Below are 24,521 nucleotides of genomic sequence, written 5' to 3' on the forward strand. Positions count from 1 at the left end.
TCTTCCGTTCGTCGGCGCCCGCCCGCAGGCCGGGTCGCCATATCAAAAAGTCAGCCTAGAAGATTCAGGCTCAGCTTGCCGCCGACGCCGAACAGCATGGTCGCCAGCAGCGGGCGAAGAAAACGCTCCGGCAGACGCGCCGCGACCTGGCTGCCGATCGCGATGCCGGGCAGCGAACCGATCAGCAGCGCGCCCAGCAGCGCCCAGTCGACGTTGCCGAGCCACCAGTGACCGAGACCGGCTACCAGAGTAAGCGGCACGGCGTGGGCGATGTCGCTGCCGACAATGCGCACCGCCGACAGGCGTGGGTATAGAAATACCAGTGCCGCTGTCCCCAGTGCGCCGGCACCGACCGAAGAGATCGTAACGAGTGCGCCGAGTATCGCGCCCGTACCCATCGTCAGTGCGCGCAGATTGCGTTCCCGCCACCCACGGATGCCCGGCCGTTCGGCCACTGCCTGCAGCCGCTTGCGAAAAAGCAATGCACAGGCCGTCATCACCAACGCGATGCCGAGGGTACCGCTGATGACCGACGCACTGCCATAAGCTGAGCGGGAATGCGTCGATAACCACCATAACGTCAATGCCGCCGCCGGCACGCTGCCGGCGCCCAGACCGGTCACGATGCGCCAGTCAACGGTCTGGTTGCGCCCATGCACCAGTGCTCCACCGGCCTTGGTCAATGCGGCGTACAGCAGGTCGGTGCCGACGGCTACTGCAGGGTGGATGCCGAACAGCAACACCAGCAGCGGCGTCATCAGCGAGCCGCCGCCCACACCGGTCAGTCCGACGATGGCGCCGACGAAGAAACCAGCGATGGAATAGCCGAATTCCATGTGTATGTGCGAACAAGCGCGCGGAAAGGGCGCAGCTTAGTGGGACAGCAAGATAATCGGAAATGCTTTGAAGTAAGATTAAAAGCACTTCTAGTGCTAAAGGCCACCCCCATGAACCTGCAACAGCTGCGCTACGTCGCGGAAGTCGCCCAGCGCAACCTGAATGTGTCCGAGGCGGCGCGGGCGCTCCATACTTCGCAGTCCGGCGTGTCGCGGCAGATCAGCCTGCTGGAAGCCGAGCTGGGCGTCGACGTGTTCATCCGGCAGGGCAAGCGACTGGTGGCAATGACGCGCCCGGGCGAAGAAGTGGTGGCGATCGCGCGGCGCATGCTGCGCGACATTGGGGCGCTCAGGCAGGTGGGCGAAGAATACGCGGTCGGCGAACGCGGCCGGCTGACCATCGCCATGACGCACACGCAGGCGCGCTACGTGCTGCCGAGCATCCTGCCCGAGTTCATGCGTGCCCACCCCGAGGTGAAAGTCGCGCTGCATCAGGGCAATCCGACGCAGTGCTGCGAATACGTGTTGTCAGGCGAGGCCGATCTGGCGATTGCGACCGAAGCGATCGACGAGTACGAACAACTCATCAGCCTGCCCTGCTACCAGTGGAACCGCTGCCTGATTACCCCGCCCGGCCATCCGCTGCTCAGTGAGAGGCCGCTGACGCTGGCGGCCATCGCCGAGTGGCCGCTGATCACCTACGACTTCGCCTTCACCGGTGGTTCCACCGTCAATCGCGCGTTCGCCGCGCAGTCGTTGTCGCCCAACATCATGCTGAGTGCCATCGACGCCGACATCATCAAGACCTATGTCGCGTTGGGGCTCGGTGTCGGCATCGTCGCGCAGATGGCGTTCGACCCTGAGCAGGACCGCGCCCTGCGCGCGCTTGACTGTGCTCACCTGTTCGAGCCGAGCACCACCCGCATCGGCCTGCACCGCAACGCATGGCTGCGTGGCTACACCTACGACTTCATCGAGCAGTTTGCGTCCGCGCTCAACCGTGATGTGGTCGATCAGGCGCTTGGCCGTGGCTGAGCACCTTCACGAGGCGGTAACCTCCGGCGGCGACAGTGCAGGCAACGACCTTCCGGGCTTGCCGCCATGACCGAATTGCACGCTGATCCGCTTCATCCACTGATGCTCGACCCCGACACCGGCGTTGCCGAGCTCGCGGGGGTGCGCTATCTCGCCAGTCAGCCGGTGCAGGCCAAGGACGGTCGCACGGTGCTCTACCTGACCGAAGCCTCGCGGCCGATGCACCTGTTCAAGTTCGTCGGTCCGGCAGCTTCCAGCGGCGCGCTGCCACACGGCACACTGTATGTCGCCAGCCTGGGCGCCGACGGCTCGGGCGAAGGTCATGGCCGATGGCTGCCACTGGTGCTGGCGCGCCATGGTCTGTCAGTGCGCGACGGCTATGAAAGTCTCCAGGCCATCCTGGCCGACCCGGCCGACGCAGCCTGCCGTGCCGGCGCGTCGCGCATCGAAGGGCTGTTTGCGCCACAGGCACGCAGCGAGGGCGGCGCCCTGTTGCTGTGCGATCGCGCAACACCGGCGCTCAACTGGCGTGAGGCCCTTGGTGACGCGGCGAGCCTGAGCTTCGCCTGGCATGGGCGCGCGTTGGTGGAAGTCATCGATACAAAACTTCACCATCAGCGCATCGGCAGCGCTGCCGCGCGCTTGCGCGGCTAGGCAGTCGGCAGGCGCTGCTCACCCAGCGCCACCGTGACATGGTCACGGTATCGACAGCGGGACGACTTCTATAATCCGAAGTCGTTCCGCATCTTCGCATTCCATGAAACGTTCCCACTGGTCGCTGATCGCAATCATCCTGTTCGCAGGTGTGCTGGCCTCTTTCTCGGCCCGCGCGGCCGATGAGGCCGGCCGTTACTATGAAGACGCACTGCTGCGCTACGAGCGCAAGGACGACGCTGGCGCGATCATCCAGCTCAAGAACGCGCTGAAGGCCGACCCGGGCATGCTGGCGGCCCATCTGCTCATGGGGCGAGCCGGACTCCGCAAGGGCGATTTCGCCGCCGCTGAGGTGGCCTTGCGCGAGGCGCAGCGCCGAGGTGCATCGCGCGCCGAGTACATCGTTCCGCTGGCCAATGTCCTGCTGGCCATCGGCCAGCAGAAAGAGCTGCTTGAAACACTGCAGCCGACCGATCTGCCTCCTGGAATCCGGTATGACTTGCTGCTGCTGCGAGCCCGTGCGCATCAGGAGTCGAGCCAGTACGCCCAGGCGATTGCGGTCATCAATGAGGCTCGCGCACTCAACCCGAATGCGCCGTCCGCGCTTGCACTCCACGCCCGCTTCGCGCTCGGTGCGGGACGCGCCGAAGAAGCCGCGACGCTGGCCGAGCAGGCGACCGGCCTCGGCCCCGCGGATACCGATGCCTGGACGGCACGTGCGGCGGTTGCCTATGCCTCTGGCAATTTGGCGGTGGCGCTTGAATACTATGATCAGGCGCTGAAATTCGCGGCCGACAATAGCGAGGCCCTGCTCGGAAGAAGCTCGGTAATGATGGATCTCGGACGCATGGCCGAGGCGAAAGTGTCACTGCTGCAGCTGGCGAAGGTCGACAAGACCGAACCGCGCGCCGCTTATCTGCGCGCCGTGATTGCCGACCTCGAAGGGGATCGCGACGGTGCCAGGAAACTGCTCGGCGAAGTCGTCAACATCATCGATCCGTTGCCGCGCGGCGCACTGACCAGTCGCTCCCATCTCGCGCTGATTGCCGGTCTGGCGCATCTGAGCCTTGGTGGACCAGCAAAGGCGAAAGAGTATTTTGAACTGCACGTGCGGTTTTTCCCGTCACAGCCGGCCGCGCGAAAGCCGCTTGCCTCGCTGCAGATCGCGGGCGGAGATCCGGCGTCCGGCATCGTAACGCTCGAACCTTTGATGCGCAGCGGTACCCGTGATCCCGAAGTACTGTCGCTGATGGCGACAGCCTACGGCAAGCTCAAGCGACATGAGCGCGCCACTGAACTGCTTGAACAAGCCTCCAGGCTGGGCAAGTCTCCGGAGATACAGACTTCGCTCGGCCTCAGCCTGCTCGGGTCGAAGCAGACGCAGGAAGGCCTTGCGCAGTTGCGCGAGGTGGTCAAGGACGATCCCGGTCAGGGCCGGGCAAGCATGGCGCTCGCACTCACCGCGCTGCGCGAGCAGCAACCCCGGCGCGCAGCGGAGCTGATGGAAGAGGTGATCAAGCGCGAGCCGGACAATCTTCCGGCGCTGAATGTGCTCGGCGTCGCGCGTGCAGCCGCGGGCGATTTTGCGGGTGCGCGCAAGGCGTACGACAAGGCGCTTTCGAAAGACAAGAATTTCGACAGCGTCAAGCTCAATCTGGTCAAGCTGGAACTCGCCGAAGGCAAACCGGCCGAGGCGCGGACCCGGCTCCTTGCGCTGCTCAAGGAAAAGCCTGACCACCCTTCCGCACTTTTCGAACTGGCGCAGCTCGACGTACGCGAGAAGCGGACGGCCGAGGCGTTGCGCGGCCTGGAGATTCTGCGCGACAAGCATCGCAGGCACGTCGACGGCCAGATCGCGCTGATCGAGCTATACCTCCAGACGGGAGCGCTGGACAAGGCGCTTGAAGTGGCCAAGGACAGCAGTCCAAGTCAACCGGGCTACCTTGCCGTGCAGGCGGCGCTGGTCCGGGTTCAGCTTGCCCGCAGCGACGCAGCAGGCGCGCGCGCGACACTCACGTCGATGACGCGTGCGGCAGATTTCGACGCCGTTGCGCAGTACCGGATCGCGCGCCTGCAAATGCAGGCAGGCAACCCGTCCGGTGCCGCCTACAGCCTTGAAAAGGCGTTGCAGGGCGCGCCGGATTTCGTGCCGGCCAAGGTCATGCAAGGCGAACTTCTGCTTGGCGAAGGCGCACTGGACAAGGCCGATGCGCGCGCCCAGCAGCTCCTCAGAGCCGCGAAGCCGCCTCCGGAAGCATTCAAGCTGGCGGGGGACGTTGCGTTCGCACGCAGCAGGTGGGCTGAAGCGATCGACCACTACGGGGTGGCGCTTTCGAAGGGTGCAGGGGTCGATGTCGCCGGACGCCTGTACGAAACGCACCGGCGGGCCGGCAACGCGTCGCAGGCGAGGGCGTCGGTCGAAGCGTTGGTCAAATCGAGACCACGCGACATGGCGATGAAGCTCCTGCTGTCCCAGGCACAGACCGATGCCGGCCATTTGCGCGAAGCCAAGGCGACACTCGAAACCGTGCTGAAGGCCGGGGAATCGGCGCCAGTGTTGAACAATCTCGCCAATCTGCAGTGGCAGCTCAAGGACCCCGCGGCGCAGCAGACCGCCGAGCGCGCCTTCAAGCTGGCGCCAGGCGACGCCTTGATCCTGGATACGCTCGGATGGATCCTGGTGCAGAAGGCCCAACTCGATGCGGGATTGCGTCATCTGCGCGAGGCGCGCCTGCGAGACCCGGCCAATCCGGAAATCCGCTACCACCTGGCCTGGGCCCTGGCCAAGTCGGGACGAAAGGGTGAAGCGTTTCAGGAACTGGAGGCCGCGCTGCAGTCAGGCAGGTCGTTTCCGGGGATTGACAGCGCTCGCTCGCTCAGAGCCGAACTTGGAGCCGACTGAGTGTTGTCGGATATCTTTACAACACACATTTTTGCAGTTATCAAGTATTTGATTTCATTTGATATTCAAAACTGGCCTCAATTTTGCTAATGATTTGCTGACAGTCAGTCTAGTCAATGACTTCCAAGGATCAAATGATGAAAAAGAAAAGCCTGAAAATTCTGAGTATCGCTCTGCTGATCGGTTTGAGCGGTGCCGTATCGGCTGCGTCGACGAGCTGGTCATTCACCTCCACTGCAACCTCGTCGGTCGGCGCCCCCGGCTTTGCGTCGCAGGTCGCCGAGTTTTCGTCGATGACCTACACAAACGGCGCGGGCAATTCGGTCACGATGAACGCGTTCGCGAACACTGCGACGAACGCGAAGATCGAAGCTGCTTACCTGAACTATCAAGGTTCAAGCGGTCTGGGCGTGACCAGTCGTGACAGCAGCACGAACGACGAAGTGAATACGAATGGTACTTTGAACGGAACGCAGCACTCGTTCGATAACCAGGGTGCGGTCGAATCGATCCTGTTTTCGTTCTCGTCGGCTTTCACGATGGAACAGCTCGATTTCGGATGGACGACAAACGACTCCGATATCCAGCTCTATGCCTACACCAGCAATACGGCCTTCACGACCGGCACGATCCTGACGAAGGACTATTCGACGCTGACCGGCTGGACCAAGATCGGCGACTTCACGGGCCCGACGGATCCGCGCCTTACGACCAACAGCACCTATTCGCGCTATTGGCTCGTCACGCCGGGGCCGGCGTCGGATAAGCTCGATTACGTGAAGCTCGCAGGCATCACCGGTTCGTACAAGCCGACGCAGCCGCCCTCGACGGGCGTACCTGAGCCAGAATCGCTGGCTCTGGTGGGTGTTGCCCTTGCCGGTATGATCCTGACTCGTCGCCGCAAGTCGGCTTGATCGGTTCGGGGACAGAAAAAACCGCGCAGCGCGCGGTTTTTTTTCGTCCATTGCAGGCCCCATCGGAGGGTGATGTTGTCAGGTTCCTTCTTCTTCCTGTGCCTGCAGCGCCCACATCTGCGCATAGGCGCCATCCAGCGCCAGCAACTCGGCATGCGAGCCGCGCTCCACGATGCGGCCGGCGTCCATCACCAGGATCTGGTCGGCGTCCATGATGGTGGATAGCCGGTGCGCGATGATCAGCGTGGTGTGGCCGCGCGCCACCTGTTCAAGCTGCGACTGGATGGCCTGTTCGGTTTTCGAGTCGAGGGCCGACGTGGCTTCGTCGAAGATCAGTACCGGTGGATCTTTCAGCAGCGCGCGGGCAATCGCGACGCGTTGTTTCTCGCCGCCGGACAATTTCAGCCCCCGTTCCCCGACCTTGGTGGCGTAGCCGTCAGGCAGGCGGGTGACGAAGTCATGCAGTTGCGCCGCGCGGCTGGCGGCTTCGACGTCTTCTGCCGAGGCGGTGACCCGGCCGTACTGGATGTTGTAGTGGATGCTGTCGTTGAACAGTACGGTGTCCTGCGGGACGATCCCGATCGCGGTGCGCAGGCTGTCCTGAGTGAGTTTGCGGATGTCGGTGCCATTGATCGTGATGCGCCCGCCACCGCTGTCCACTTCATAGAAGCGGTACAGCAGCCGCGCCAGGGTCGATTTGCCGGAGCCTGACTGGCCGACTACTGCGACCCGGCCACCGGCCGGTATCGTGAAATCGACGTCGTGCAGGATCTGGCGCGCCGGCTCATAGCTGAAATTCACCTGCTGGAAACGCACTTCGCATGGCCCTGGCGGCAGGGCCTTCGCGTCCGGGTCGTCGGCGATTTCACGATGGGTGTCCATCAGGCCGAACATGCGCTCGATATCGGTCAGCGACTGGCGGATCTCGCGGTACAGCACGCCGAGGAAATTCAGCGGAATGTAGAGCTGGATCATGAAGGCATTGACCAGCACGATGTCGCCCAGCGTCATGCGGCCTTCGGCGACGCCGACCGTCGCGCGCCACATCATCAGCGTGACGCCGATGGCGATGATGAAGGCCTGGCCGATGTTCAGGTAGGACAGCGAAATCTGGCTGCGCTCCTGCGCCCGCTGCCAGCGCGCCATCTGTTCGTCGTAGCGGCGCGCCTCGAAGCTTTCATTGTTGAAATACTTCACCGTTTCGTAGTTCAGCAGGCTGTCGATCGCGCGCGTGTTGGCGGCCGAATCCAGCTCATTCACTTCGCGCCGAAGCTTGGTGCGCCAGTTGGTGACGACCACGGTGAACGTGATGTAGATCGCCAGCGTGATTGCGGTGATCAGCGCGAACGCCGCTTCGTACTTCACTGCGAGGATGCTCAGCACGAGGCCCATCTCGACCAGCGTCGGCAGGATGGAATAGAGCGTGTAGCTGATCAAGGAGCCGATGGCGCGGGTGCCGCGCTCGATGTCGCGTGTCAGTCCGCCGGTCTGGCGCTCCAGATGAAAGCGCAAAGACAGCGCATGCAGATGCTGGAACACCTGCATCGAAATGCGCCGCACGGCCTGCTGCGTCACGCGCGAAAACACGATTTCGCGCAGCTCGGTCAACAGCGAAGTTGAAAAGCGCAGCGCGCCGTAGGCCGCCAGCAGACCCAGCGGCACCAGCAGCGGTGCGGCTTCGAGCGCGCTCTTCTGCATGGCGGCGGCCGGCGTCAGCGCGTCGATCAGCTGCTTGAAGATGAGCGGCACCGTCACGTTGGCACCTTTGGCGCCGATCAGGAAGGTGAGCGCAATCAGCACGCGCCACTTGTAAGCCCAGAGGTAGGGGAAAAGGCTCTTGAGGGTATCGAGGTCCCGGCGGCGGGTGCCGGGCGGGGCTTCGGGTGCGGGCAGGGGCGCAGCAGCGGAGTTTCTCATGGCGCAATTGTAAGGTACGGTGCGGGCGCCATACGAGCTGTCGGCACCAGTTTCGCGAGGATGGCCTACAGGTAAAGCAGCAGCGCTGACATGCCGATTGCAAGCGTCACGGCACCCAGCAGGCGCCTGCGATCTTGCGTCGACCACGATGCGACCGGCAGGACATCCTTTTCAGGCACCGGACGCGGCCCGGCCGCCTTCAATGCGGCGTCGACCGCCTCCCGCGACACACCGACGGTGGCAGCGAGGCGATCCGGGTCATCGATGGCAGCGGATCGTGCCGCAAGCCGGATGGTGGCTTCGGTGGAGTCGAATTCCCGTGCCAGCCCGCGCGACACGGTCGCAGCACCCGACGCGGAGGAGGATTCGGTGACAGCGCCTGTTGCGCCGGACGATGACCGGACTCGCGCCGGCAGCTTGAAATCAGTGTCCGGCGCACATTGCCGACGGCAGGTGCGCAGGTCGTCCGCCATGTCCGCGGCGTTCTGGTACCGCGCATCCGGTAATTTGGCCAGCGCTCTTGCCGCAATGAGATCGACCAGCGCCGGCAGCGCCGGATTCAGCACACCCGGTGCTGCCGGCGTGTGGTGGATGACCTGATACATCACCGACTGCACATCGCTGCCGCTGAAGGGCGACCGGCCGGTCATCATTTCGTACAGGATGACACCGAGCGCGAACAGGTCGACCCGCGCGTCCGCCGTGTGGCCGAGCACCTGTTCCGGCGACAGGTAACGCGGCGACCCGAGCAGCAGGCCGGTCTGGGTGCGTGCGTCGGCACCGTGCAGGCGCGCGATGCCGAAGTCGGTGATTTTCACGCGCCCATCGGCCAGCACCATGATGTTGCCCGGCTTCACATCGCGGTGGATGACGCCCCGCTCATGCGCATAAGCCAGGCCGTCGGCGATCTGTGCAGTCAGCTCGAGCGCACGATCAAAGCCCAGTTCGCCGCGATTGATCAGGTCCTTCAGTTCGCGCCCGTCGAGGTATTCCATGGCCATGTAGGCCAATTCGCCGCAGCGACCGATATCGTGAATGGTGACGATATTGGGGTGATTCAACCCGCCGGCCGCGCGCGCCTCGATCATGAAGCGCCGTTCGTAGAATTCGATGTCGTCCGGATCGAGCGCCATGTTGATGGTCTTGATCGCCACCGTGCGGTCGAGCAGCGGATCGAAGGCACGATAGACCACGCCCATTGCGCCACGCCCGATCTCGGCGAGCACGTCATAGCGTCCGATATTCACGGGAAGACTCATGGCAACCCGATCAGCGTGCGTCGGCAACGCTGCGATAGACCGGACCCCACTGCGGGTGTCCCGCTTCAGCCGGCGTCAATGCAAATGCCGGGTCGGCGGCAAACGCGCGCTCGAATGACTGCCGGCAGGCCGCTTCGCGCTTGCTGATGCAGTGGATGAAGGCCAGGTACTTGTGTGCTCTCGCATGACTGGCGCGGCTGCGCAGCCCCGGACCCAGGCTCGACTTGAGCAGTTCGGCCGCTTCCGGGTAGCGAGCATCCTCATACTTTTTGATGCCCTCAGCCAGCAGTTCCTCTGCCGACGTCGCCCGTGCGGGGGCGGCGCTCGGGGAGGCCGCCGGTTTCGACGATGTTCTGGGCGTGTCACCTGTCGGCACCTTCGTTGCTGGTGGCTGACCCGACTTCGGTGCCGGCTTCGCCGTGTCCTGATCGAATACGGACACGATGCCGTCGACGCCCTTTTGCACCGTCGCACAGGCGGACAGCATGGATATGACCGCGACGAGCGCCCAGCAACGTGGCGCTCGCTTACTGACGAAAATCATGTCTGATCCTGGTTTCCTCGCCGGCTCTGACTTCGACCTGCTGTTTATGTGGCGCAAACGCCGGATTGCGGATTTCGAGTACGTGCTGGCCGGGTGCCAGCATGAGGTGGCGCTCAGGCGGTGCCGCACCATGATGCACACCGGCCACGCCCACCTCGCCCCAGGGCAGCACATTCACCCGCAGGGTACCGAGTCGCTCCGCATCTGTCGGCGCGCCGTTCTCGCGATCAGAAACGGTGCGCTGCGGTGCCGTTACGGGCGCTTGTACCACGCCCCCATGCCTGTCGTTCGCAGCCCGGCTGTCTTGCTCCGGCAGCGCTGCACGGATGACCATCGCGACGAGCAGGATGGCTCCCATGGTCAGCACCGTCACCAACGGCGGGCGCGAAAGGAGCCCCGCCAGCAGTGCCATCGACCGCGCGCCGGACTCGCCGCCAGCGTGCGGCTCGCTGTCCGGTCGCTCGGGCAGCGGGCTGTCGGTCAGGATGAACACCTCGTGTTCGCGCAGCTGCGCGTCGGTGCGCACCCCCGCTGGTTCAAACAGATGCCTGCACGCATCCTGCCGGTTCGCCAGTGCCTCGACGAAGGCTCGTGTCGCGAAAACCCTGCCGACGCTGGCAAAGCCCGCGACGCGTTGTGCCACCCCGAGACCGTCACCGACGAGGTTGGGCGGCATCCCCGGTTCGCCGATCAGCATGACCGGTCCGTGGTGGATGCCTCCGCGCAGCGCGAGCGCCAGAGTGCCCGCGGTCGCGACCGCGTCGCGCACCCGGGCTGCACAGCGAAGCGCGTCGTCCGGGTCTTCGATGAACGTGACGGCCGCGCCGTCTGCGGTATCCAGGACGATGCGCGCCTGCGGGCTCACACCAGTCAATGCAGAGCCCAAGATCTGGTGGAAGCGCGCTCGCATCTGCGCCTGTTCGGCTACCGCTTTGTCCGGATAGCCGATGATGTCGATCACGACGATGCTGCATACCGCTGCGCTTGAGCCTTCGTGAGTCATGTCCGGAGAAGCTGGAGATATCGTGTTCTTGGGGGCGGCGGAGAGCGTTCGTCCGGTTGGCCCGAAGCGGGCAGGGCGCGCGCCTGCCGCAGCCAAGACGCAGCAGTCACGATGGGCGCGCGATCGACCGTGTCTGATGGCATGCCTGCGCCGTATGTTCCCGGATCGGCCCCATTATTGCCGTAGGGCTGCAGCCCGTCGCCGGATCACAGGAGCCCGGGTGTGCGATCCGGTCAGCGCTGCACCGGAAAACCGCTGTCCTCGAGCGCGCGGCAGATATCGTCTTCCGACACAAGAGGACTGTGCTCAACGCTGACCGTGCCGGTTTCCGGCGATACGTCGACGCTGTCTATCCCCGGGAGCTCATGGACGATGTTGACGATGTCGGCGGCACAGTCGGGACCTTCAACGCCTGACTCGATGATGACAGTGGTGTGCATGGTGTGGTCTCCAGCCAGTATCCGGTCTTCACAGGGACCCTGAGGCATCGTAGCTGCCCGGTGCATGGGGCGGGTCCGGGGGCATCAGGATCGCCGGCGAAACAGAACTTCACGCGCAAGGTTCAGGAAATTGTTCACAAGGTGTCGGTAAATCTTACACGGCACTGTGTGCTTCAATTTCGTCGATTCTCAACAGCCTGAAAAAAAAGAGTTTTTCAATAAAAAAATCGCTGGCACAGAACTTGCTGCAGTTGATTCACGAAAACCCACAGCGTCAGGAGCTTCCATGAAGTACGCCCTCAACTCAGTTGCTGCGCTCGTTGCACTCGCCAGCACTGCAGCTTTCGCTGCGCCGATCACGCCGTCAAGTACCGCTCTGCAAACCCTGTCGGCTGCCACCTTTGGCGGATCGGGCATTCCGAATACCGCAGTACAGGCGCTTGCAGTGGATCCGACGATGGCAGATGTAACCATCGGTCTGACCGCACATCAGCGTTTCACCGGCCCGAATCTGGTCAATAACGGTACCAGCACTTTCGAAGCCTCGACCGGTGTGTCCGCTAACCCGCCGTCGTCGCCTGCCGATCCCTACGCATTGTGGAACTTCGCGTTCTATGTGGGTGGTGACGACATTTCGAATTACGTGTTCCGGTTGTACTACGACTTCGATCCGGCCAGCGGCACGGACGAAGCAAATCACGGCGTGATCGAGTTTCTCGGTTCGGCGTTGCAGGGTGCGGCGATCCAGAATTCCTTTAATCTCGGCATGGACTTCCTCGCCACGAGCATCCCCGGCGTCATCACCGCACCTCTCGGGTCGTTCTCGCCGACGGTCGAAGGCGAATACACCTTCGCGCTGACCGCCATACTCGAGCGGGTTGAGGTGGGTCGCGTGGCCATTCTGGTCGACGTCAATAACCCCGGCACGGCGATTCCGGAACCTGGCACGCTTGCACTCGCCAGCCTCGCACTGCTCGGCCTCGCCGGCCTGCGCCGTCGCTTCAGCTGACAGTCGCCTCCGCGCCCGAGCGCGGATGGTGGCCAAACAAAAAGCCCGACCTCCAGGTCGGGCTTTTTGTTTTTGCGGTGTCTCGTCGTGCCGCGCGCAGGGGTTCCCGCATGTCGCTTGCCGCCTGGCGTTGGCCGTGCGGGTACCTTACATCACCGTCGAATGCGGCTGGAGCGGATGTTCGAGCGTGTCGGAGATCAGGCGCAGCGCGATGTCGCAGTCGTCACGCGACATCGGGCCGCCGAGGCACACGCGTACCGCGTCCGGCGGCGTGCCATCGGTGCTGAAGGCGGCGCTGGCGACGACGCCAACGCCTTGCGCACGCAGGTAGGACGCAAATTCCACCATCGACCAGTCAGACGACAGGGGTAGCCACAGGTGAAAGCCTTCCGCTTGCGCCCGCATCGCGTGGCGGCCCAGATGACGTACGGCCAGTGACTGGCGGAAGACGGATTCGCTGCGGATGGCGTCCAGCATGGCGTCGGCCGTGCCGTCGTTGATCCAGCGCGTGGCCAGCGCATTGGTGACCGGCGAGCACATGACCGTGGTGGCGCGCAGCGCGCCGGCCAGACGTTCCGCCTGGCGCGGGCCGGGTGCGTGCACGAAGGCCGAGCGCAAGCCGGCGCCGAAGCACTTCGACAGACCGGTGATGTAATAGGTGAGTGCCGGCGCCAGCGTGGCCAGCGGTGGTGGTGGGTCGCGCGGCAGCATGGCGTAGGCGTCGTCCTCGATGATGGGCACGGCGTAGCGCAGCGCCACATCGGCCAGCGCTTCGCGGCGGGCACGGGTGACTGTCGCGGTGGTCGGGTTCAGCAGCGTCGGGTTGCAGTAAAGCGCGCGTGGCTTCAATGTCCGGCAGGCGTGTTCGAAAGCGTCGGCGCTGGGGCCGTCGTCGTCCAGCGACAGCGCATGCAGTTGCACGCCGAGCTGGGCAGCGATGGCCTTGATGCCCGGATAGGTCAGCGACTCGACGCAGATCAACTCGCCCGGTCGTGCCAGCAGCGACACCAGCGCAGTCAGCGCGGCATGGATGCCCGGGCACACCAGCACACGTTCGACCGCGCACAGTGGCAGCCTGCGACGCAGCCACTGCACGCCGGCTGCGCGGTCGTCACGCGTGCCGCCGAAGTCCTGATAGCGCAGCAGGTCGTACCAGTCGGACTGCACCATCACCTGCGCCGCACTGTCGCGCAGGCGCGCAATGAGCGCCGGGTCGTGCGGTTCGGGCGGCAGGTTCATCGTCATTTCGGCGCCGCTGCCGCCGCGCAGCGTCAGGCCGGGCGTGGCCCCGCGCACGAAGGTGCCCATGCCGGCGCGCGAATCGATCAGGCCGCGCTTGCGCGCCTCGGCATAGCCGCGCGCCACCGTCGTGTAATTCAGTTCCAGGTAGTCGGCCAGTTCGCGCAGCGTGGGCAGACGGTCGCGTGCGGCGAGCCGGCCGCTGCGCACGTCTTCGGCGATCAGGTCGGCGATCAGCAGATAGGCCGGCTTGTTGCTCGACCGGATACGCTTGAGCCAGATCTGCGCGGTCTTGTCCATCAGTCGGCTCGTCGGGTGAAGCGCTTGCGGGTGATCACGTCGGCGATGCAGAGGCCGTCGGTGCGGCGCACGATGCGGCAGCGATGATGAAAGCCGTCCGGCTCAGCACCGGCGGACAGCAGTTCCACACGCACTGCTTCGCCCGGGTCGATGTTGCCGTGGAAATACAGCGCCCGCTCGGCGGTGACCGACGCGCGCAGGCCATACCAGGCGAACTCCGCACGGTCGACCAGGGCCTGGAAGGTGGCGAAGTACAGGAAGCCGGCGCCGTTGAAATCGCTGTTGGGGCAGGGCGTGAAGTCGAAGCTCCGAAGTACTTCACCTTCGTGGGTCGCGGTGCGGTGCGCCCGCCCGAGTGACTTCAGTTCGGCTGCGGCCGCCATCAGCGTGGTGTCGCCCGACATCGGGTCTTCGCTGCCCGGCAGCATCTGTGCCTTCGCGACGCTGCGGTTGCCGCCGCCCGGTTCGCGGCGCACCAGCGCGGACAGCAGCTCGATGCGCGCCACGCGCGTGCTGCCCATGCGCACCGTCTGCGCGCTGTAATGCTGCGCGCGGCCATGCGGCACCAGCCGCGCAAGCAGCGCGAAGGGTGCATGTTCGGCCACTGCATCGAGCTGCGCCTCGTGCAGTCGCACCGCGGTCAGCGCGGCATAGCTGCGGCGGCCTTCGATGTCGGAGAAGGCCGCCTCGTCCAGCCCCTGCGCGCGGGCGATGGCTATCCAGTGCAGGTGAGCGCATTCCTTCAGCAGCCAGTTCTCCGACAGGCCATACAGCGCGAGCTGAGGCATGCCGGCCTGATAGTGCTGCAGCAGCGCCAGCGTGGCGCGCGGCTGCAGATGAGCGGCGCCCTGCATCAGCATGTGATGGCCTCTTCCGGATGAGGATGCCGGACCGGGAAGGCTGCCACCTTCTCGGCCAGCCAGGCCGCGTCGCGCGCCACGCCGGAAAAGCGGCCCGAGCCCCAGGTGTGCAGCCAGGGCAGACCGAGGAAGTACAGGCCCGGTTGCTGTGTCACGCCGCGCACGTGCACCGGGTCGCCGCGGCCATTGAATACCGGTGCGTCCACCCAGCGGAAGTCGGGGCTGAAGCCGATGCACCAGATGACGCTGGTGATGCGGCTGGCCGCGAGATCGAGCGTGCCGCGTTCGGCCGCCGGCTGCCACACCGGCTCGTACACCGACGGCGGCGGCGCGTCGATGCCGGCACCGGCGATGTATATGTCGATTGCAGCATTGATGCCGTTGTAGACGCGGTCCGCATTGTCGAGCGCGGCGCGCAGGCCGGGTTCGAAGTTGAGCGTCGTGCCGTTGAGGTCCTGCAGCAGGCCGTACAGTTCCATGCCGTCGAGCGCGAAGCGACGCAGATCGATATCGCGCCCGCCGTCGCGGCCGGTCACGTAGTGGTTGGTGTTGTCGCGCACGCCTTCGCGCAGCGGATGTTCGGTCACCGGCATGTCGTAGTAATTCATGTCAGCCAGCCAGTCGACCACGTCGCGCCCGCGGTAGAAGCGCGCGCAGCGCGGCGCATCGCCCACCGCCAGATGCACCTTGCGCCCCGCCAGATGCAGGTCTTCGGCAATCTGCGCGCCGGACTGCCCCGACCCGACGACCAGCACTTCGCCCGCGGGCAGCGCGGCCGCGCTGCGGTACTGCCCGGAATGCAGCTGCACGATGCCGGTCGGCAGGCGCTCGGCCAGCCGCGGCACGATGGGCTGGTGATAGCCGCCGCTGGCCACGACCACCTGGTCGGCCGTCCACTCGCCGTCCGACGTGATCACGTCGAAACCGTACTGCGCGAGCGGGCTGACGCGGCGCACCGCCACGCCTTCGCGGATCGGCGGCGCGACCTTGCGCCGGAAGGCGGCCAGGTACGCGTTGATTTCGTCCTTCCTCATGAAGCCGTGCGGCTCCGCGCCGTCGTACGGATGACCGGGCAGCGCGCACTGCCAGTTCGGCGTCACGAGGCAGAAGTTGTCCCAGCGCTGGGTGCGCCACACATGCATCGCGCTGTGCTTTTCCAGCACCAGATGGTCGATGCCGACCTGCTGCAGGCAGTGGCTCATCGACAGGCCGGCCTGGCCGCCGCCGACGATGATGACGGGCAGGTGAGAAGGGGAGGAAGGGGACATGGCTGTGACTCCGTGTTTCACTCGTCGAAGGCGAGCACTTCGATCTGTGCATCGGGCTGGGCGGCCCAGTGCGCAGCGCGTTGTTCGATGTCGGCCAGCTGGTCCAGCGCGGCCGAACAGGCGAATCCGTACTTCGCGCGCACCCGCTCGGACGCGATGTGCAGTGCCTCGCGCACCGAAGGCATGAATTCGGCCAGCGGGTAACGGGTGCCCGGGGCGAAATAATCCTTGATCACCAGCGAGGGCGAATAGCAGCGGCTTTCGGTCTGATCGGGCCAGCGGACCCGGAAGTGCATGGCGGGCATGGCGCAGATCTTTCTATATGGATGAAGGCAGAAGCCGTGACGCGCGGTACACGTCAGCATGACGCCGGGCGCTGGCCGGCCAGCTGAAGCGCCGGCACACCTCGGGCAGTTCGTAGCGCAGCGCGTCGGCGCGGCGCGGGTCGCAGGCGCGGCGCATGGCGCGGGCGATCGACAGTGCGTCTTGCGGGTCGGCCCAGCTGGCATCGGTATCGCCCAGATATTCGGTGAAGGGCGCGATCGACGACACGACGACCGGCGTCCCGCTGGCCAGCGCTTCGAGCACCACCAGGCCGAAGCCTTCGCAGGTCGAGGCCATGACCAGCACGTCGGCGAGGCGGAACAGCGCGGGCATGTCGGCGTCGGCCAGCGTGCCGGCGATGACCACGTCGCGCGCATAGCCAACGGTCAGGCCGCTGTCGCGCAGGTCGGCCTGGAAGGCACGCGCATAGCCGTCGTGGTCGAGCAGGCTGGCGCCACCGGCGATCACCAGCTGCGCGCCGGGCAGTTCGGCCTTGAGCAGAGCGAAGGCTTCGAGCACGCGCCGCGTGTTCTTGCGCTCCTCCACGCCGCCGACGGCGAGGAATACCGGGCCGCGCCCGGCGGCTTCAGTGATGCCCAGCCGGTGCGCAAGGATGAGGTCGCCGTTGCCGGGCTGTGCCGAGTAGCGTTCGGTGTCGACGCCGTTGCTTACGCGATGCGCGTCGATACCGAAATCGTCAGCCAGTCGGTCGCGCCACAGATCGCTGACGCACAGCACGGTGCGCGCGCACTGCACGCCGCGTGCCTGCCAGGCGGCGAGCCGGCTGTCGTCGAAATCGTCGAGGTGATGCACGGTGCGCACGAAGCCGTCGATCAGACCCTGATCTTCGAGTGCGGCCAGGGCATTGGCGCTGATGCTGTCCTGCGCATGCAGGATGTCGAACGGTTGGGCCGCCAGACGCGGCGCGAGGTGACCGACATAGGCGCCGATGCGTTCGCTGACCATATCCACCACGCCGCCGGCGGTGCCGGCCACCGGCACCGCTTCGAAGCGGCAGGTCGGCGAGCGGAACAGGCGCTGCCCGGGGGCGGCCGGCGCGAACATCGTCACGTCGTGCCCGGCGCGTTGCAGCGCCTGCGCCAGTTCCAGCGTGTGCACGACGCCACCGCGCGGATTGACCGAATGGGTCAGCAGGGCTATGCGCAGCGCGTCAGACATGCTCGGCCTCCGCATTGGACCGGTCGTGCCGCGCCGCGAGAATGAAAGGCTGTTCGGCGACGTTCCAAAGCAGCGCGCGCTCATGCTGCTGCGTCAGCCAAACCTCGGGCGAGACGGTCACGCGGCCGATGCGCGCCGCGGCAATGTCCCGTTCGCCGAAGCGAGCGATGACGCTGTCGGCATCGGCCGGACGCACCGCCAGCAGATAACCGAAGCTGGGGAAAGACAGCAGCCAGCGCAGCAGCGGCACGCCATCGGGACGCGGCACGGCATCCAGATCGATGATCGCGCCGGCTTTCGAACACTCGAGCAGCATCAGCGCGGTGCCGATCAGCCCGGCCATGCTGACGTCCTTGCCGGCGTCGCACAGGCCTGCCTCTGCCAGCAGCGGCAGCAATTCGATGTCGCCGCGCAGGCGCTCGGCCGGTGCGCCGGTCGAGGCATTCCAGTACGGGTAAGGTTCTTCGTACGCGCCGCGCAGGTCGACCGCCAGGATCAGTTGGTCGCCCGGCTGCGCATCAAAACTGGTGATGAGTTTCTTCGCGCGGCCGAGGATGGCGACCGCCAGCTGGCCGTGCGCGGCGCGGTGATTGCTGTGGCCGCCGACGATGGGCACGCCGTAGCGCGCCGATGCCGCGGCCATGCCGTCGAGCACCGGTGACGAGGTGCGCGCGCCGTCGCTCCACAGCGCGTCCACCACCGCGATCGGTCGCCCGCCCATGGCGCAGATGTCGCTCACATTCACCATGACGCCGCAGTAGCCGGCGAACCAGGGCATGCGCGCGACGAACGCCTCGACCAGCCCTTCGATGGCGAACAGCAGCCAGCCCTCGCCCGATGGGTCGGCGATGGCCGCACAGTCGTCGCCGACGGCCACGGCCTGCGCCATGTCCTGCATGCCGCCAGGCAGCGCGCGGCCGAGTGCCTGCATCACGTCGCCGATGTCGCGCTTGTGCGCGAAGCCGGGGCTGCCGCGCAGCGCGTCGACGAGGGCGTGCAGATTCACGCGGCGACTCCGCTGCGCGCAGTCGAGCGCGTGACAAAGCCGCTGAACACGTCGAAACACGGCGGGTAGTGATCGAGTGCGGCCTGCATCAGCCAGTGCGCCCGGCCGTGCAGGGTTTCCGGCTGCAGCGGCTTCCAGTGCAGGCGGCGGAACAGCGACAGGTTCTGCGCCTGCACGTGGGCGAGGAAGGTGTGGCAGCCGCGCGCATGCGCACTGGTCACCGCGAGCCGGATCAGCGTCGCGCCGAGCTTGCCGTGGCTGCGGAAGTCCGGCGCCACCGCGAGGCGCGAGCCCCACCACAGGCCGGGTTCGCCGGAGCGCCGGTCTTCGTGGATACGCACCGTGCCGACCACCTGATCCGGCATGCCACCGATCTGGGTCACCGCGACGATGAGCTGGGCATAAGCATCGATGGCGTCGATGTCGTCGCCGGCGAACACGCCCTGTTCCTCGCAGAACACTTCGCGCCGCAGGCGTTGCGCTTCGCCGCGCTCCCACGCGCTGTCCGCCCACTTGATGCGGAATTCGCACGGCGCGAAGTTCGCCGGCAGTTCGCAGTACCCGGCCGGGTCAGCGCGCAGCATGTCGAGCGTCCTGTTTCTCGTACGAGGACAGCGACGAACAGGCGCCGCATTTGCCGCAGCCCGCCTTGATGTCGGTCGAGCGCAGACCGGCGGCCGACAGCATGGCGCCGAGCGGTTCGAGGATGGACCGCATGAATTCGGGGCTGGGCGCCGGATGATCTTCGAGCGGCGTGCCGCTGATCGGCACGAAGGGCACGACGAAGGGATACACGCCCAGGCCGATGAGCTTCGCGCTGATGTCGAGGATGGCGTCCGTCGTGTCGCCCAGCCCGGCCAGGATGTAGGTGCTCACCTGGCCGCGGCCGAATACGGCGACCGCTGCTTCGAACGCCTCCATGTAGCGCTCGATCGAGACCGTCGCCTTGCCCGGCATGATCTGTTCGCGCAGCGCCGGCGTGACCACTTCGAGGTGCATGCCCAGACTGTCGATGCCGGCCGCCTTCATGCGCGCGAACCAGCGGTCACCGTCGTCACCCCCGGGCGGCTCGCACTGTGCCTGGATCGGCAGATCGACCGCGGCGCGCACGGCGAAGGCGGAATCGCACAGCACCTGTGCGCCGCGATCCGGCGTGGCCGGCGTGCCGGTGGTCATGACCATGTGCTTCACGCCGTCGAGCAGCACGGCGGCGCGGGCGACTTCCGCCAGCTGTTCCGGCGTCTTGTGCGCGATGGTGCGCCCGGCGGCGAGTGACTGGCCGATCGAGCAGAACTTGCACGACTTGCGGCGGCTTTCATACCGGATGCAGGTCTGCAATACCGTGGTCGCCAGCACGTCGACGCCGTGCAGCGTTGCGATGTGCGAGTAGGGCACGCCGTCCAGTGTCTGCATGGCGTAGAAACGCGGCTGCTTCGGAAAGCTGATCTGCGCGATCGGAATGCTGCCGCGCTTCAGCTGCACGCGACCATCGGCGTCCGGCGCCTCCGCGATGAAAGGCGAGTTGAAGGCGCTGCCGGTATGCACCGGTACCATGATGGTCGTGCCGGCAACCGTCACCGCCTTGTGGTCGGAAGGCCCGGCGCCGCCGCGCCGGCTCGGTGCGCCGGCGCCCGGATCAGCCAGCCGCAAGCCGAACGACTGCAGTTCCGTCATCAGCGCCGTCGTCTGCTGACGGTCGGTCGATTCGCGGTTCGCTTCGAAGATCGGTGAGGTGCTCATCGACGGTGCTCCGGACAGGTTCTGAAAGGGATGCCATCGACACGACCGGGCTGGCCGGGCGGTCGTTGATGGCGAGGCTGAGCAGTTCGGGCCGCGCGTAGTGGCCGACCGAATCCATCATGCGTTTGCGCTTGGTGATCAGCGCCATGTCCAGATCGGCGATCACCATGCCTTCGCCTTCGGTCAGTGGCGGCGCCAGATGCACGCCTTCGGGCGACACGATGGCGGTGCAGCAACCGCCGCGCAGCGCCTTCTGCAGGCTGGCGTCGGGCGTGATGGACTGGATCTGCGCGTCGCTCAGCCAGCCGGTGGAATTGATGACGAAACAGCCGGATTCGAGCGCGTGGTGGCGGATGGTCACTTCCATCTGGTCGGCGAAAATCTGGCCGACCATCGAGCCGGGAAACTGCGCGCAGTGGATTTCTTCGTGCTGGGTCATCAGCGCGTAGCGCGCCAGCGGGTTGTAGTGCTCCCAGCAGGCCAGCGCGCCGACGCGACCGACGGCGGTGTCGACCACCTTCAGGCCGCTGGCGTCGCCCTGCCCCCACACCATGCGTTCGTGATAGGTCGGCGTGATCTTGCGGCGCTTCAGCGCCAGCGTGCCGTCGGCGTCGAACACCATCTGCGTGTTGTACAGGCTGCCGTGGTCGCGCTCGTTCACGCCGAGCACCACCACGACGCCGCGCGAGCGCGCCCGTTCTGCGACCGCCTGCGTCACCGGCCCGGGCACCGCCACCGCCCGTTCGTACAGCTTCAGGTGCGCCGCGCCCATCAGCACCGGCGGTTGCACGAAGGAAAAGTAGGGGTAGTAGGGCAGGAAGGTTTCCGGGAACACCGCAATCCGCGCGCCGCGGTCCGCCGCCTCGTCGATCGCCGCCAGCACGCGCGCCAGCGTGCCGTCGGCCGATTCGAGGTCGGGCGCGATCTGGATCGCCGCGGCACGGATTACTCGTGCATTCATGCGCTTCTCCGTAATGCAGGCAGCCGGGGCGCCCGCGCGTCCGCCGGGCCGCCCCAAGGGTGAGACCGGGACTTCGCAGCGCGTTGCGCTGCGCCGGTCGAACGGGATGCCTGTGCAAAGGCATCCCCGGACCGTGTGCAGCCCCCTCGGCGGGGGCGAGGCAGGGATTTCGCGGCGCATGCGACGCGCCTGCCGAGCGGGGCGGCTGTGCAAAGCCGACCCCGCGCGAACGAAGTGAGCGTGGGGGCCAACACTTTCAGAGGGTCCAGGTGTCGAGGATGAAGGCGTTGTCCTTGCGGTGCAGCAGGATGATGTCGAGCACGTCGAGCGGGTTGATCGGCGTGATGCCCTCGATCAGCGACCCTTCTCCGTGGCCGTACAGCGCCTGCAGTGCAAATCGGCACGCATAGACCTTGCCGCCTTCGGCGATGAACTTGGTGATCTGGTTGTTGAAGTTCTGGTGGCCGGGGAAGGCTTCGTCGCCCAGCGTCGGGAAGCCGCGCTTGACGCCGAGTGTGACGCCCGGGCCGTACAGCAGGATGGAGGTGTCGAAGCCCTTGCGCTTCAGGCGGGTCGCCTGCAGCAGATTGACGAAGCCGATCGAGCCTTCGAAGGCGACCGTGTGGAAGGTGACCAGCGCCTTCTCGCCCGGCTCGGCTTTCACGTCCTCGAACACTTTCTCTTCGTAATCGACGAGGAATTCACCTTTCTGGTTGGCGGGCTTGGTAACTTTCGGCATGAGAACTCTCCTGTGGGGTGGTCGTCCGGGTCAGTGCGCTCTGGCGGCGCTCCCTGTCCTTTGCACGCTGCGTGCCATGCCGGCGTCACTGCCTGCGATCAACATGCGATCAACATGCGATCAATGAACACACGCGCCCGCCGTGGCCGTTGACAGATATTCACGATCGCTGAAATGTCCTTTCCGGATTGGGGTTTAGGGGTGGCTTCACGCACCGCGATGGAGCATCCGCCATGCAATCAATGCACCCGATCATTCATCCGGATCGCACCGGATGAGCGTCGGTGCCGCCTACCCGCGTATCGTTGAGGCATGTCCGAATCCGTTGATCCCAGATTGATCGGCCTGGCTGCCGCGCTCGGCATCGGCCTGCTGATCGGCATGGAGCGCGAGCGGCGCAAGGGCGAAGGTCCGGCGCGCGCGGCAGCCGGTCTGCGCACCTTCACGCTGGCTGCATTGCTTGGCGCGCTCGCCATGCTGCTCGGCGGCGGCCTGACACTGGCGGTGCTGGCGGCAGCCGTGGGGCTGCTGACGGTGGTGTCGTACCGCAAGTCATCCGTCACCGACCCTGGCCTGACGACGGAAATCGCGCTGCTGCTGACCTTCATGCTCGGTGCGCTGGCACAGATCGATGCGCCGCTGGCGACCGGCATCGGCGTGCTGGTGGCCATCATGCTGGCCGCACGCAGCCATCTGCACCGTTTCGTCGTGCGGGTCATGTCGGAGCAGGAACTGCACGACGCCCTTCTGCTGGCGGCTGCGGCGCTGGTCATCCTGCCGCTGACGCCCGATCGCACGGTCGATCCGTTCGACGCGATCAATCCGCGGACCTTGTGGACGCTGGCCGTGCTGATGATGGCGATCAACGCGTGCGGCCACATCGCACTGCGCGCCGCGGGGCCGGCGCTCGGCCTGTCGTTCGCCGGCTTCGCCTCGGGCTTCGTGTCGAGCACCGCCACCATCGCGGCGATGGGCGCACAGGCAGTACGCACGCCTGCGTTGCGTGCCGGCGCGGTGTCGGGGGCCGTGCTGTCGTCGCTGGCGACCGTGCTGCAACTGGTGCTGCTGCTTGCCGTGACCAGTATCGCCGTGCTGCGCGAAATGGCGCTGCCACTGCTGGCGGCCGGCGTCGCTGCACTGGCGTACGGTCTGCTGGTCGCGTGGCGCAGCGTGCATGCGATGGAGGGCGAGACCGTGCCGCCCGGCCGCGCCTTCAATCCGCGCATCGCCGTGCTGTTCGCCGTCACGATGGGCGGCATGCTGCTGTTGACTTCACTGCTGCGTGAATACTTCGGCAATGCCGGGCTGAATCTGGCCGTGGGTCTGGCCGGTTTCGCCGACGCACATTCGTCTGCGGCAGCGGTCGCCGCCCTCCATGCCTCGGGCAAGATCGAGGCGACTCAGGCGGTGCTCCCCATCCTGATCGGCTTCACCACCAATGCGATCAGCAAGACCGTCGTCGCCGCCACAGCCGGCGACCGGGCGTTCGCCGTTCAGGTTGTGCCCGGTGTGCTGCTGTCGGTGGGCGCGGCGTGGGCAGTCTGGCTGCTGCACGGCGGCTGAAGCCCGCGCGCGCAATGGTCGTCAACACGCTTGACAGCGACGCTTTACCGGCTAGAATTAAAACGAACGTTTGAATGAAGGTTGTGCAGGCATGGATGTCCGTCGCACTTCGCTGACCGCGCACGAAACCCGCAACCGCATTCTCGATGCGGCGCAGGCGCTGTTCGTGGCGCACGGTTTCGAGGCGACGTCGATGCGCATGATCACTGGCGACGCCGGCGTCAATCTCGCAGCGGTGAATTACCACTTCGGCTCGAAGGACGTGCTGGTGCGCGAGGTGCTGAAGCGCCACCTGCAGCCGTTGAACGCACAACGCATGCAGGCACTCGATGCGGCCGAGGCCGCGGCCGGCGATCAGCCGGTGAAGCCCCACCGCATCGTCGATGCGTTCTTCGGCAGTTCGCTCGAGCTGGCGGCCGGCAGTGCGGCCGGGCGTGAATTCATGCAGCTGCTCGGCCGCACCTTCACCGAACCGTCACCGACGGTGCGCGAATATCTCGCTACCGAGTACGCGCCGGTGATCGGCCGTTACCGCGATGCGTTCTGCCGCGCGCTGCCGACGGTGCCGGTCGAGGAAATCCTGTGGCGCCTGCATTTCATGCTGGGTGCCATGTCGTATGCCGTGTCGGGCATCGATTCGCTGCAGGTGCTGACCGGCGTGCGTATCGATGAACCTGACGCCATGCAGCGCATGCGGCCGCGCCTGATGAGTTTCCTGCTCGGCGGTTTGCGGGCGCCACTTCCTGCCGGCGACGGCGCGGACGAAACAACGTAGCGGAACAGGGTGCAACGGCCGACGATGGCCTGCACACCGGAGCGAAGCACCGAG

Annotated in this window: 23 protein-coding genes; 7 read left to right on the top strand and 16 right to left on the bottom strand. The window is 65.8% G+C overall.

The annotated features are described in order from the left end of the window. Positions 1 to 50: 50 nt before the first annotated feature. Positions 51 to 836: a sulfite exporter TauE/SafE family protein gene (locus tag Q8R75_RS18810; RefSeq protein WP_305613870.1), complete on the bottom strand. Its 786-nt coding sequence runs from the start codon at positions 834 to 836 to the stop codon at positions 51 to 53. Positions 837 to 947: 111 nt separating this feature from the next. On the opposite strand from Q8R75_RS18810, the gene Q8R75_RS18815 reads away from it, so the two are divergent. From Q8R75_RS18815 to xdp1, 4 genes are all read left to right on the top strand, one after another. After that, the gene (locus tag Q8R75_RS18815; protein ID WP_305613869.1) at positions 948 to 1,871 is read left to right on the top strand and encodes a CysB family HTH-type transcriptional regulator; all 924 of its coding nucleotides are present in this window, start codon (positions 948 to 950) and stop codon (positions 1,869 to 1,871) included. A gap of 66 nt (positions 1,872 to 1,937) precedes the next feature. Continuing rightward, positions 1,938 to 2,525, top strand: coding sequence for an alkaline phosphatase PhoX (locus tag Q8R75_RS18820; RefSeq protein ID WP_305613868.1), 588 nt, complete (start codon positions 1,938 to 1,940; stop codon positions 2,523 to 2,525). A 103-nt stretch (positions 2,526 to 2,628) separates the two neighbouring features. After that, the gene (prsT, locus tag Q8R75_RS18825) at positions 2,629 to 5,427 is read left to right on the top strand and encodes an XrtA/PEP-CTERM system TPR-repeat protein PrsT (protein ID WP_305613867.1); all 2,799 of its coding nucleotides are present in this window, start codon (positions 2,629 to 2,631) and stop codon (positions 5,425 to 5,427) included. Between the two features lie 137 nt (positions 5,428 to 5,564). Next, positions 5,565 to 6,341 (top strand): exosortase-dependent surface protein XDP1, encoded by a 777-nt coding sequence (gene xdp1 / locus Q8R75_RS18830; RefSeq protein WP_305613866.1) that lies wholly within the window; start codon positions 5,565 to 5,567, stop codon positions 6,339 to 6,341. 78 nt (positions 6,342 to 6,419) lie between these two features. Here xdp1 and Q8R75_RS18835 read toward each other — a convergent pair whose 3' ends face one another. The 5 genes from Q8R75_RS18835 to Q8R75_RS18855 form a co-directional block, all read right to left on the bottom strand. Beyond that, on the bottom strand, positions 6,420 to 8,258 hold the full coding sequence (locus Q8R75_RS18835) for an ABC transporter ATP-binding protein/permease (RefSeq protein WP_305613865.1): 1,839 nt from the start codon (positions 8,256 to 8,258) through the stop codon (positions 6,420 to 6,422). A gap of 65 nt (positions 8,259 to 8,323) precedes the next feature. Further along, positions 8,324 to 9,517: a serine/threonine-protein kinase gene (locus tag Q8R75_RS18840; protein ID WP_305613864.1), complete on the bottom strand. Its 1,194-nt coding sequence runs from the start codon at positions 9,515 to 9,517 to the stop codon at positions 8,324 to 8,326. A 10-nt stretch (positions 9,518 to 9,527) separates the two neighbouring features. Then, positions 9,528 to 10,061 (bottom strand): TssQ family T6SS-associated lipoprotein, encoded by a 534-nt coding sequence (locus Q8R75_RS18845; protein ID WP_305613863.1) that lies wholly within the window; start codon positions 10,059 to 10,061, stop codon positions 9,528 to 9,530. Beyond that, a complete protein-coding gene (locus tag Q8R75_RS18850) occupies positions 10,045 to 11,022 on the bottom strand; it encodes a PEGA domain-containing protein (protein WP_305613862.1) in 978 nt (325 codons plus the stop codon). The genes Q8R75_RS18845 and Q8R75_RS18850 overlap by 17 nt, the downstream gene beginning before the upstream one ends. Positions 11,023 to 11,297: 275 nt before the next feature. Beyond that, on the bottom strand, positions 11,298 to 11,504 hold the full coding sequence (locus Q8R75_RS18855) for a heavy metal-associated domain-containing protein (RefSeq protein ID WP_305613861.1): 207 nt from the start codon (positions 11,502 to 11,504) through the stop codon (positions 11,298 to 11,300). Between the two features lie 286 nt (positions 11,505 to 11,790). On the opposite strand from Q8R75_RS18855, the gene Q8R75_RS18860 reads away from it, so the two are divergent. Then, positions 11,791 to 12,513, top strand: a complete 723-nt coding sequence (locus tag Q8R75_RS18860; RefSeq protein WP_305613860.1) for a PEP-CTERM sorting domain-containing protein — start codon at positions 11,791 to 11,793, stop codon at positions 12,511 to 12,513. A gap of 147 nt (positions 12,514 to 12,660) precedes the next feature. Here Q8R75_RS18860 and Q8R75_RS18865 read toward each other — a convergent pair whose 3' ends face one another. The 10 genes from Q8R75_RS18865 to Q8R75_RS18910 form a co-directional block, all read right to left on the bottom strand. Then, entirely contained in the window at positions 12,661 to 14,052 is a 1,392-nt protein-coding gene (locus Q8R75_RS18865; protein WP_305613859.1) for a PLP-dependent aminotransferase family protein, read from the bottom strand. Further along, entirely contained in the window at positions 14,052 to 14,912 is an 861-nt protein-coding gene (locus Q8R75_RS18870) for a Pnap_2097 family protein (protein ID WP_305613858.1), read from the bottom strand. The genes Q8R75_RS18865 and Q8R75_RS18870 overlap by 1 nt, the downstream gene beginning before the upstream one ends. After that, positions 14,906 to 16,180 carry an MSMEG_0569 family flavin-dependent oxidoreductase gene (locus tag Q8R75_RS18875; RefSeq protein WP_305613857.1) on the bottom strand — a complete coding sequence of 425 codons (1,275 nt, stop codon included), beginning with the start codon at positions 16,178 to 16,180 and terminating at the stop codon, positions 14,906 to 14,908. Before Q8R75_RS18875 ends, Q8R75_RS18870 begins: the two co-directional genes overlap by 7 nt. Positions 16,181 to 16,197: 17 nt before the next feature. Further along, on the bottom strand, positions 16,198 to 16,485 hold the full coding sequence (locus Q8R75_RS18880; protein WP_305613856.1) for an MSMEG_0570 family nitrogen starvation response protein: 288 nt from the start codon (positions 16,483 to 16,485) through the stop codon (positions 16,198 to 16,200). A 13-nt stretch (positions 16,486 to 16,498) separates the two neighbouring features. Next, complete coding sequence (locus tag Q8R75_RS18885; protein ID WP_305613855.1) at positions 16,499 to 17,683, bottom strand: MSMEG_0565 family glycosyltransferase; 1,185 nt, start codon at positions 17,681 to 17,683, stop codon at positions 16,499 to 16,501. After that, complete coding sequence (locus Q8R75_RS18890) at positions 17,676 to 18,689, bottom strand: sll0787 family AIR synthase-like protein (RefSeq protein ID WP_305613854.1); 1,014 nt, start codon at positions 18,687 to 18,689, stop codon at positions 17,676 to 17,678. Before Q8R75_RS18890 ends, Q8R75_RS18885 begins: the two co-directional genes overlap by 8 nt. Further along, positions 18,686 to 19,273, bottom strand: coding sequence for an MSMEG_0567/Sll0786 family nitrogen starvation N-acetyltransferase (locus Q8R75_RS18895; protein ID WP_305613853.1), 588 nt, complete (start codon positions 19,271 to 19,273; stop codon positions 18,686 to 18,688). The genes Q8R75_RS18890 and Q8R75_RS18895 overlap by 4 nt, the downstream gene beginning before the upstream one ends. Next, entirely contained in the window at positions 19,260 to 20,429 is a 1,170-nt protein-coding gene (locus Q8R75_RS18900) for an MSMEG_0568 family radical SAM protein (protein ID WP_305613852.1), read from the bottom strand. The genes Q8R75_RS18895 and Q8R75_RS18900 overlap by 14 nt, the downstream gene beginning before the upstream one ends. Then, positions 20,326 to 21,390: a Nit6803 family nitrilase gene (locus Q8R75_RS18905; RefSeq protein ID WP_305613851.1), complete on the bottom strand. Its 1,065-nt coding sequence runs from the start codon at positions 21,388 to 21,390 to the stop codon at positions 20,326 to 20,328. The genes Q8R75_RS18900 and Q8R75_RS18905 overlap by 104 nt, the downstream gene beginning before the upstream one ends. A 256-nt stretch (positions 21,391 to 21,646) precedes the next feature. Further along, positions 21,647 to 22,129 (bottom strand): MSMEG_0572/Sll0783 family nitrogen starvation response protein, encoded by a 483-nt coding sequence (locus Q8R75_RS18910; RefSeq protein ID WP_069039341.1) that lies wholly within the window; start codon positions 22,127 to 22,129, stop codon positions 21,647 to 21,649. 312 nt (positions 22,130 to 22,441) lie between these two features. On the opposite strand from Q8R75_RS18910, the gene Q8R75_RS18915 reads away from it, so the two are divergent. Both Q8R75_RS18915 and Q8R75_RS18920 read left to right on the top strand, forming a co-directional pair. Then, on the top strand, positions 22,442 to 23,692 hold the full coding sequence (locus tag Q8R75_RS18915; RefSeq protein WP_305613850.1) for a DUF4010 domain-containing protein: 1,251 nt from the start codon (positions 22,442 to 22,444) through the stop codon (positions 23,690 to 23,692). A 91-nt stretch (positions 23,693 to 23,783) separates the two neighbouring features. Then, on the top strand, positions 23,784 to 24,467 hold the full coding sequence (locus tag Q8R75_RS18920; protein WP_305613849.1) for a TetR/AcrR family transcriptional regulator: 684 nt from the start codon (positions 23,784 to 23,786) through the stop codon (positions 24,465 to 24,467). Positions 24,468 to 24,521 lie beyond the last annotated feature (54 nt).

The sequence above is a fragment of the Methyloversatilis sp. genome (assembly GCF_030696805.1).
Taxonomy (GTDB): Bacteria; Pseudomonadota; Gammaproteobacteria; order Burkholderiales; family Rhodocyclaceae; genus Methyloversatilis.

Coding starts and splice junctions, on each gene's coding strand:
- Q8R75_RS18915 (WP_305613850.1), top strand. CDS start 22,442: ATGTCCGAATCCGTTGATCCCAGATTGATCGGCCTGGCTGCCGCGCTC.
- prsT (WP_305613867.1), top strand. CDS start 2,629: ATGAAACGTTCCCACTGGTCGCTGATCGCAATCATCCTGTTCGCAGGT.
- Q8R75_RS18860 (WP_305613860.1), top strand. CDS start 11,791: ATGAAGTACGCCCTCAACTCAGTTGCTGCGCTCGTTGCACTCGCCAGC.
- Q8R75_RS18865 (WP_305613859.1), bottom strand. CDS start 14,052: ATGGACAAGACCGCGCAGATCTGGCTCAAGCGTATCCGGTCGAGCAAC.
- Q8R75_RS18905 (WP_305613851.1), bottom strand. CDS start 21,390: ATGAATGCACGAGTAATCCGTGCCGCGGCGATCCAGATCGCGCCCGAC.
- Q8R75_RS18810 (WP_305613870.1), bottom strand. CDS start 836: ATGGAATTCGGCTATTCCATCGCTGGTTTCTTCGTCGGCGCCATCGTC.
- Q8R75_RS18895 (WP_305613853.1), bottom strand. CDS start 19,273: ATGCTGCGCGCTGACCCGGCCGGGTACTGCGAACTGCCGGCGAACTTC.
- Q8R75_RS18835 (WP_305613865.1), bottom strand. CDS start 8,258: ATGAGAAACTCCGCTGCTGCGCCCCTGCCCGCACCCGAAGCCCCGCCC.
- Q8R75_RS18875 (WP_305613857.1), bottom strand. CDS start 16,180: ATGTCCCCTTCCTCCCCTTCTCACCTGCCCGTCATCATCGTCGGCGGC.
- xdp1 (WP_305613866.1), top strand. CDS start 5,565: ATGAAAAAGAAAAGCCTGAAAATTCTGAGTATCGCTCTGCTGATCGGT.
- Q8R75_RS18815 (WP_305613869.1), top strand. CDS start 948: ATGAACCTGCAACAGCTGCGCTACGTCGCGGAAGTCGCCCAGCGCAAC.
- Q8R75_RS18855 (WP_305613861.1), bottom strand. CDS start 11,504: ATGCACACCACTGTCATCATCGAGTCAGGCGTTGAAGGTCCCGACTGT.
- Q8R75_RS18870 (WP_305613858.1), bottom strand. CDS start 14,912: ATGCTGATGCAGGGCGCCGCTCATCTGCAGCCGCGCGCCACGCTGGCG.
- Q8R75_RS18840 (WP_305613864.1), bottom strand. CDS start 9,517: ATGAGTCTTCCCGTGAATATCGGACGCTATGACGTGCTCGCCGAGATC.
- Q8R75_RS18845 (WP_305613863.1), bottom strand. CDS start 10,061: ATGATTTTCGTCAGTAAGCGAGCGCCACGTTGCTGGGCGCTCGTCGCG.
- Q8R75_RS18820 (WP_305613868.1), top strand. CDS start 1,938: ATGACCGAATTGCACGCTGATCCGCTTCATCCACTGATGCTCGACCCC.
- Q8R75_RS18885 (WP_305613855.1), bottom strand. CDS start 17,683: ATGTCTGACGCGCTGCGCATAGCCCTGCTGACCCATTCGGTCAATCCG.
- Q8R75_RS18880 (WP_305613856.1), bottom strand. CDS start 16,485: ATGCCCGCCATGCACTTCCGGGTCCGCTGGCCCGATCAGACCGAAAGC.
- Q8R75_RS18900 (WP_305613852.1), bottom strand. CDS start 20,429: ATGAGCACCTCACCGATCTTCGAAGCGAACCGCGAATCGACCGACCGT.
- Q8R75_RS18910 (WP_069039341.1), bottom strand. CDS start 22,129: ATGCCGAAAGTTACCAAGCCCGCCAACCAGAAAGGTGAATTCCTCGTC.
- Q8R75_RS18920 (WP_305613849.1), top strand. CDS start 23,784: ATGGATGTCCGTCGCACTTCGCTGACCGCGCACGAAACCCGCAACCGC.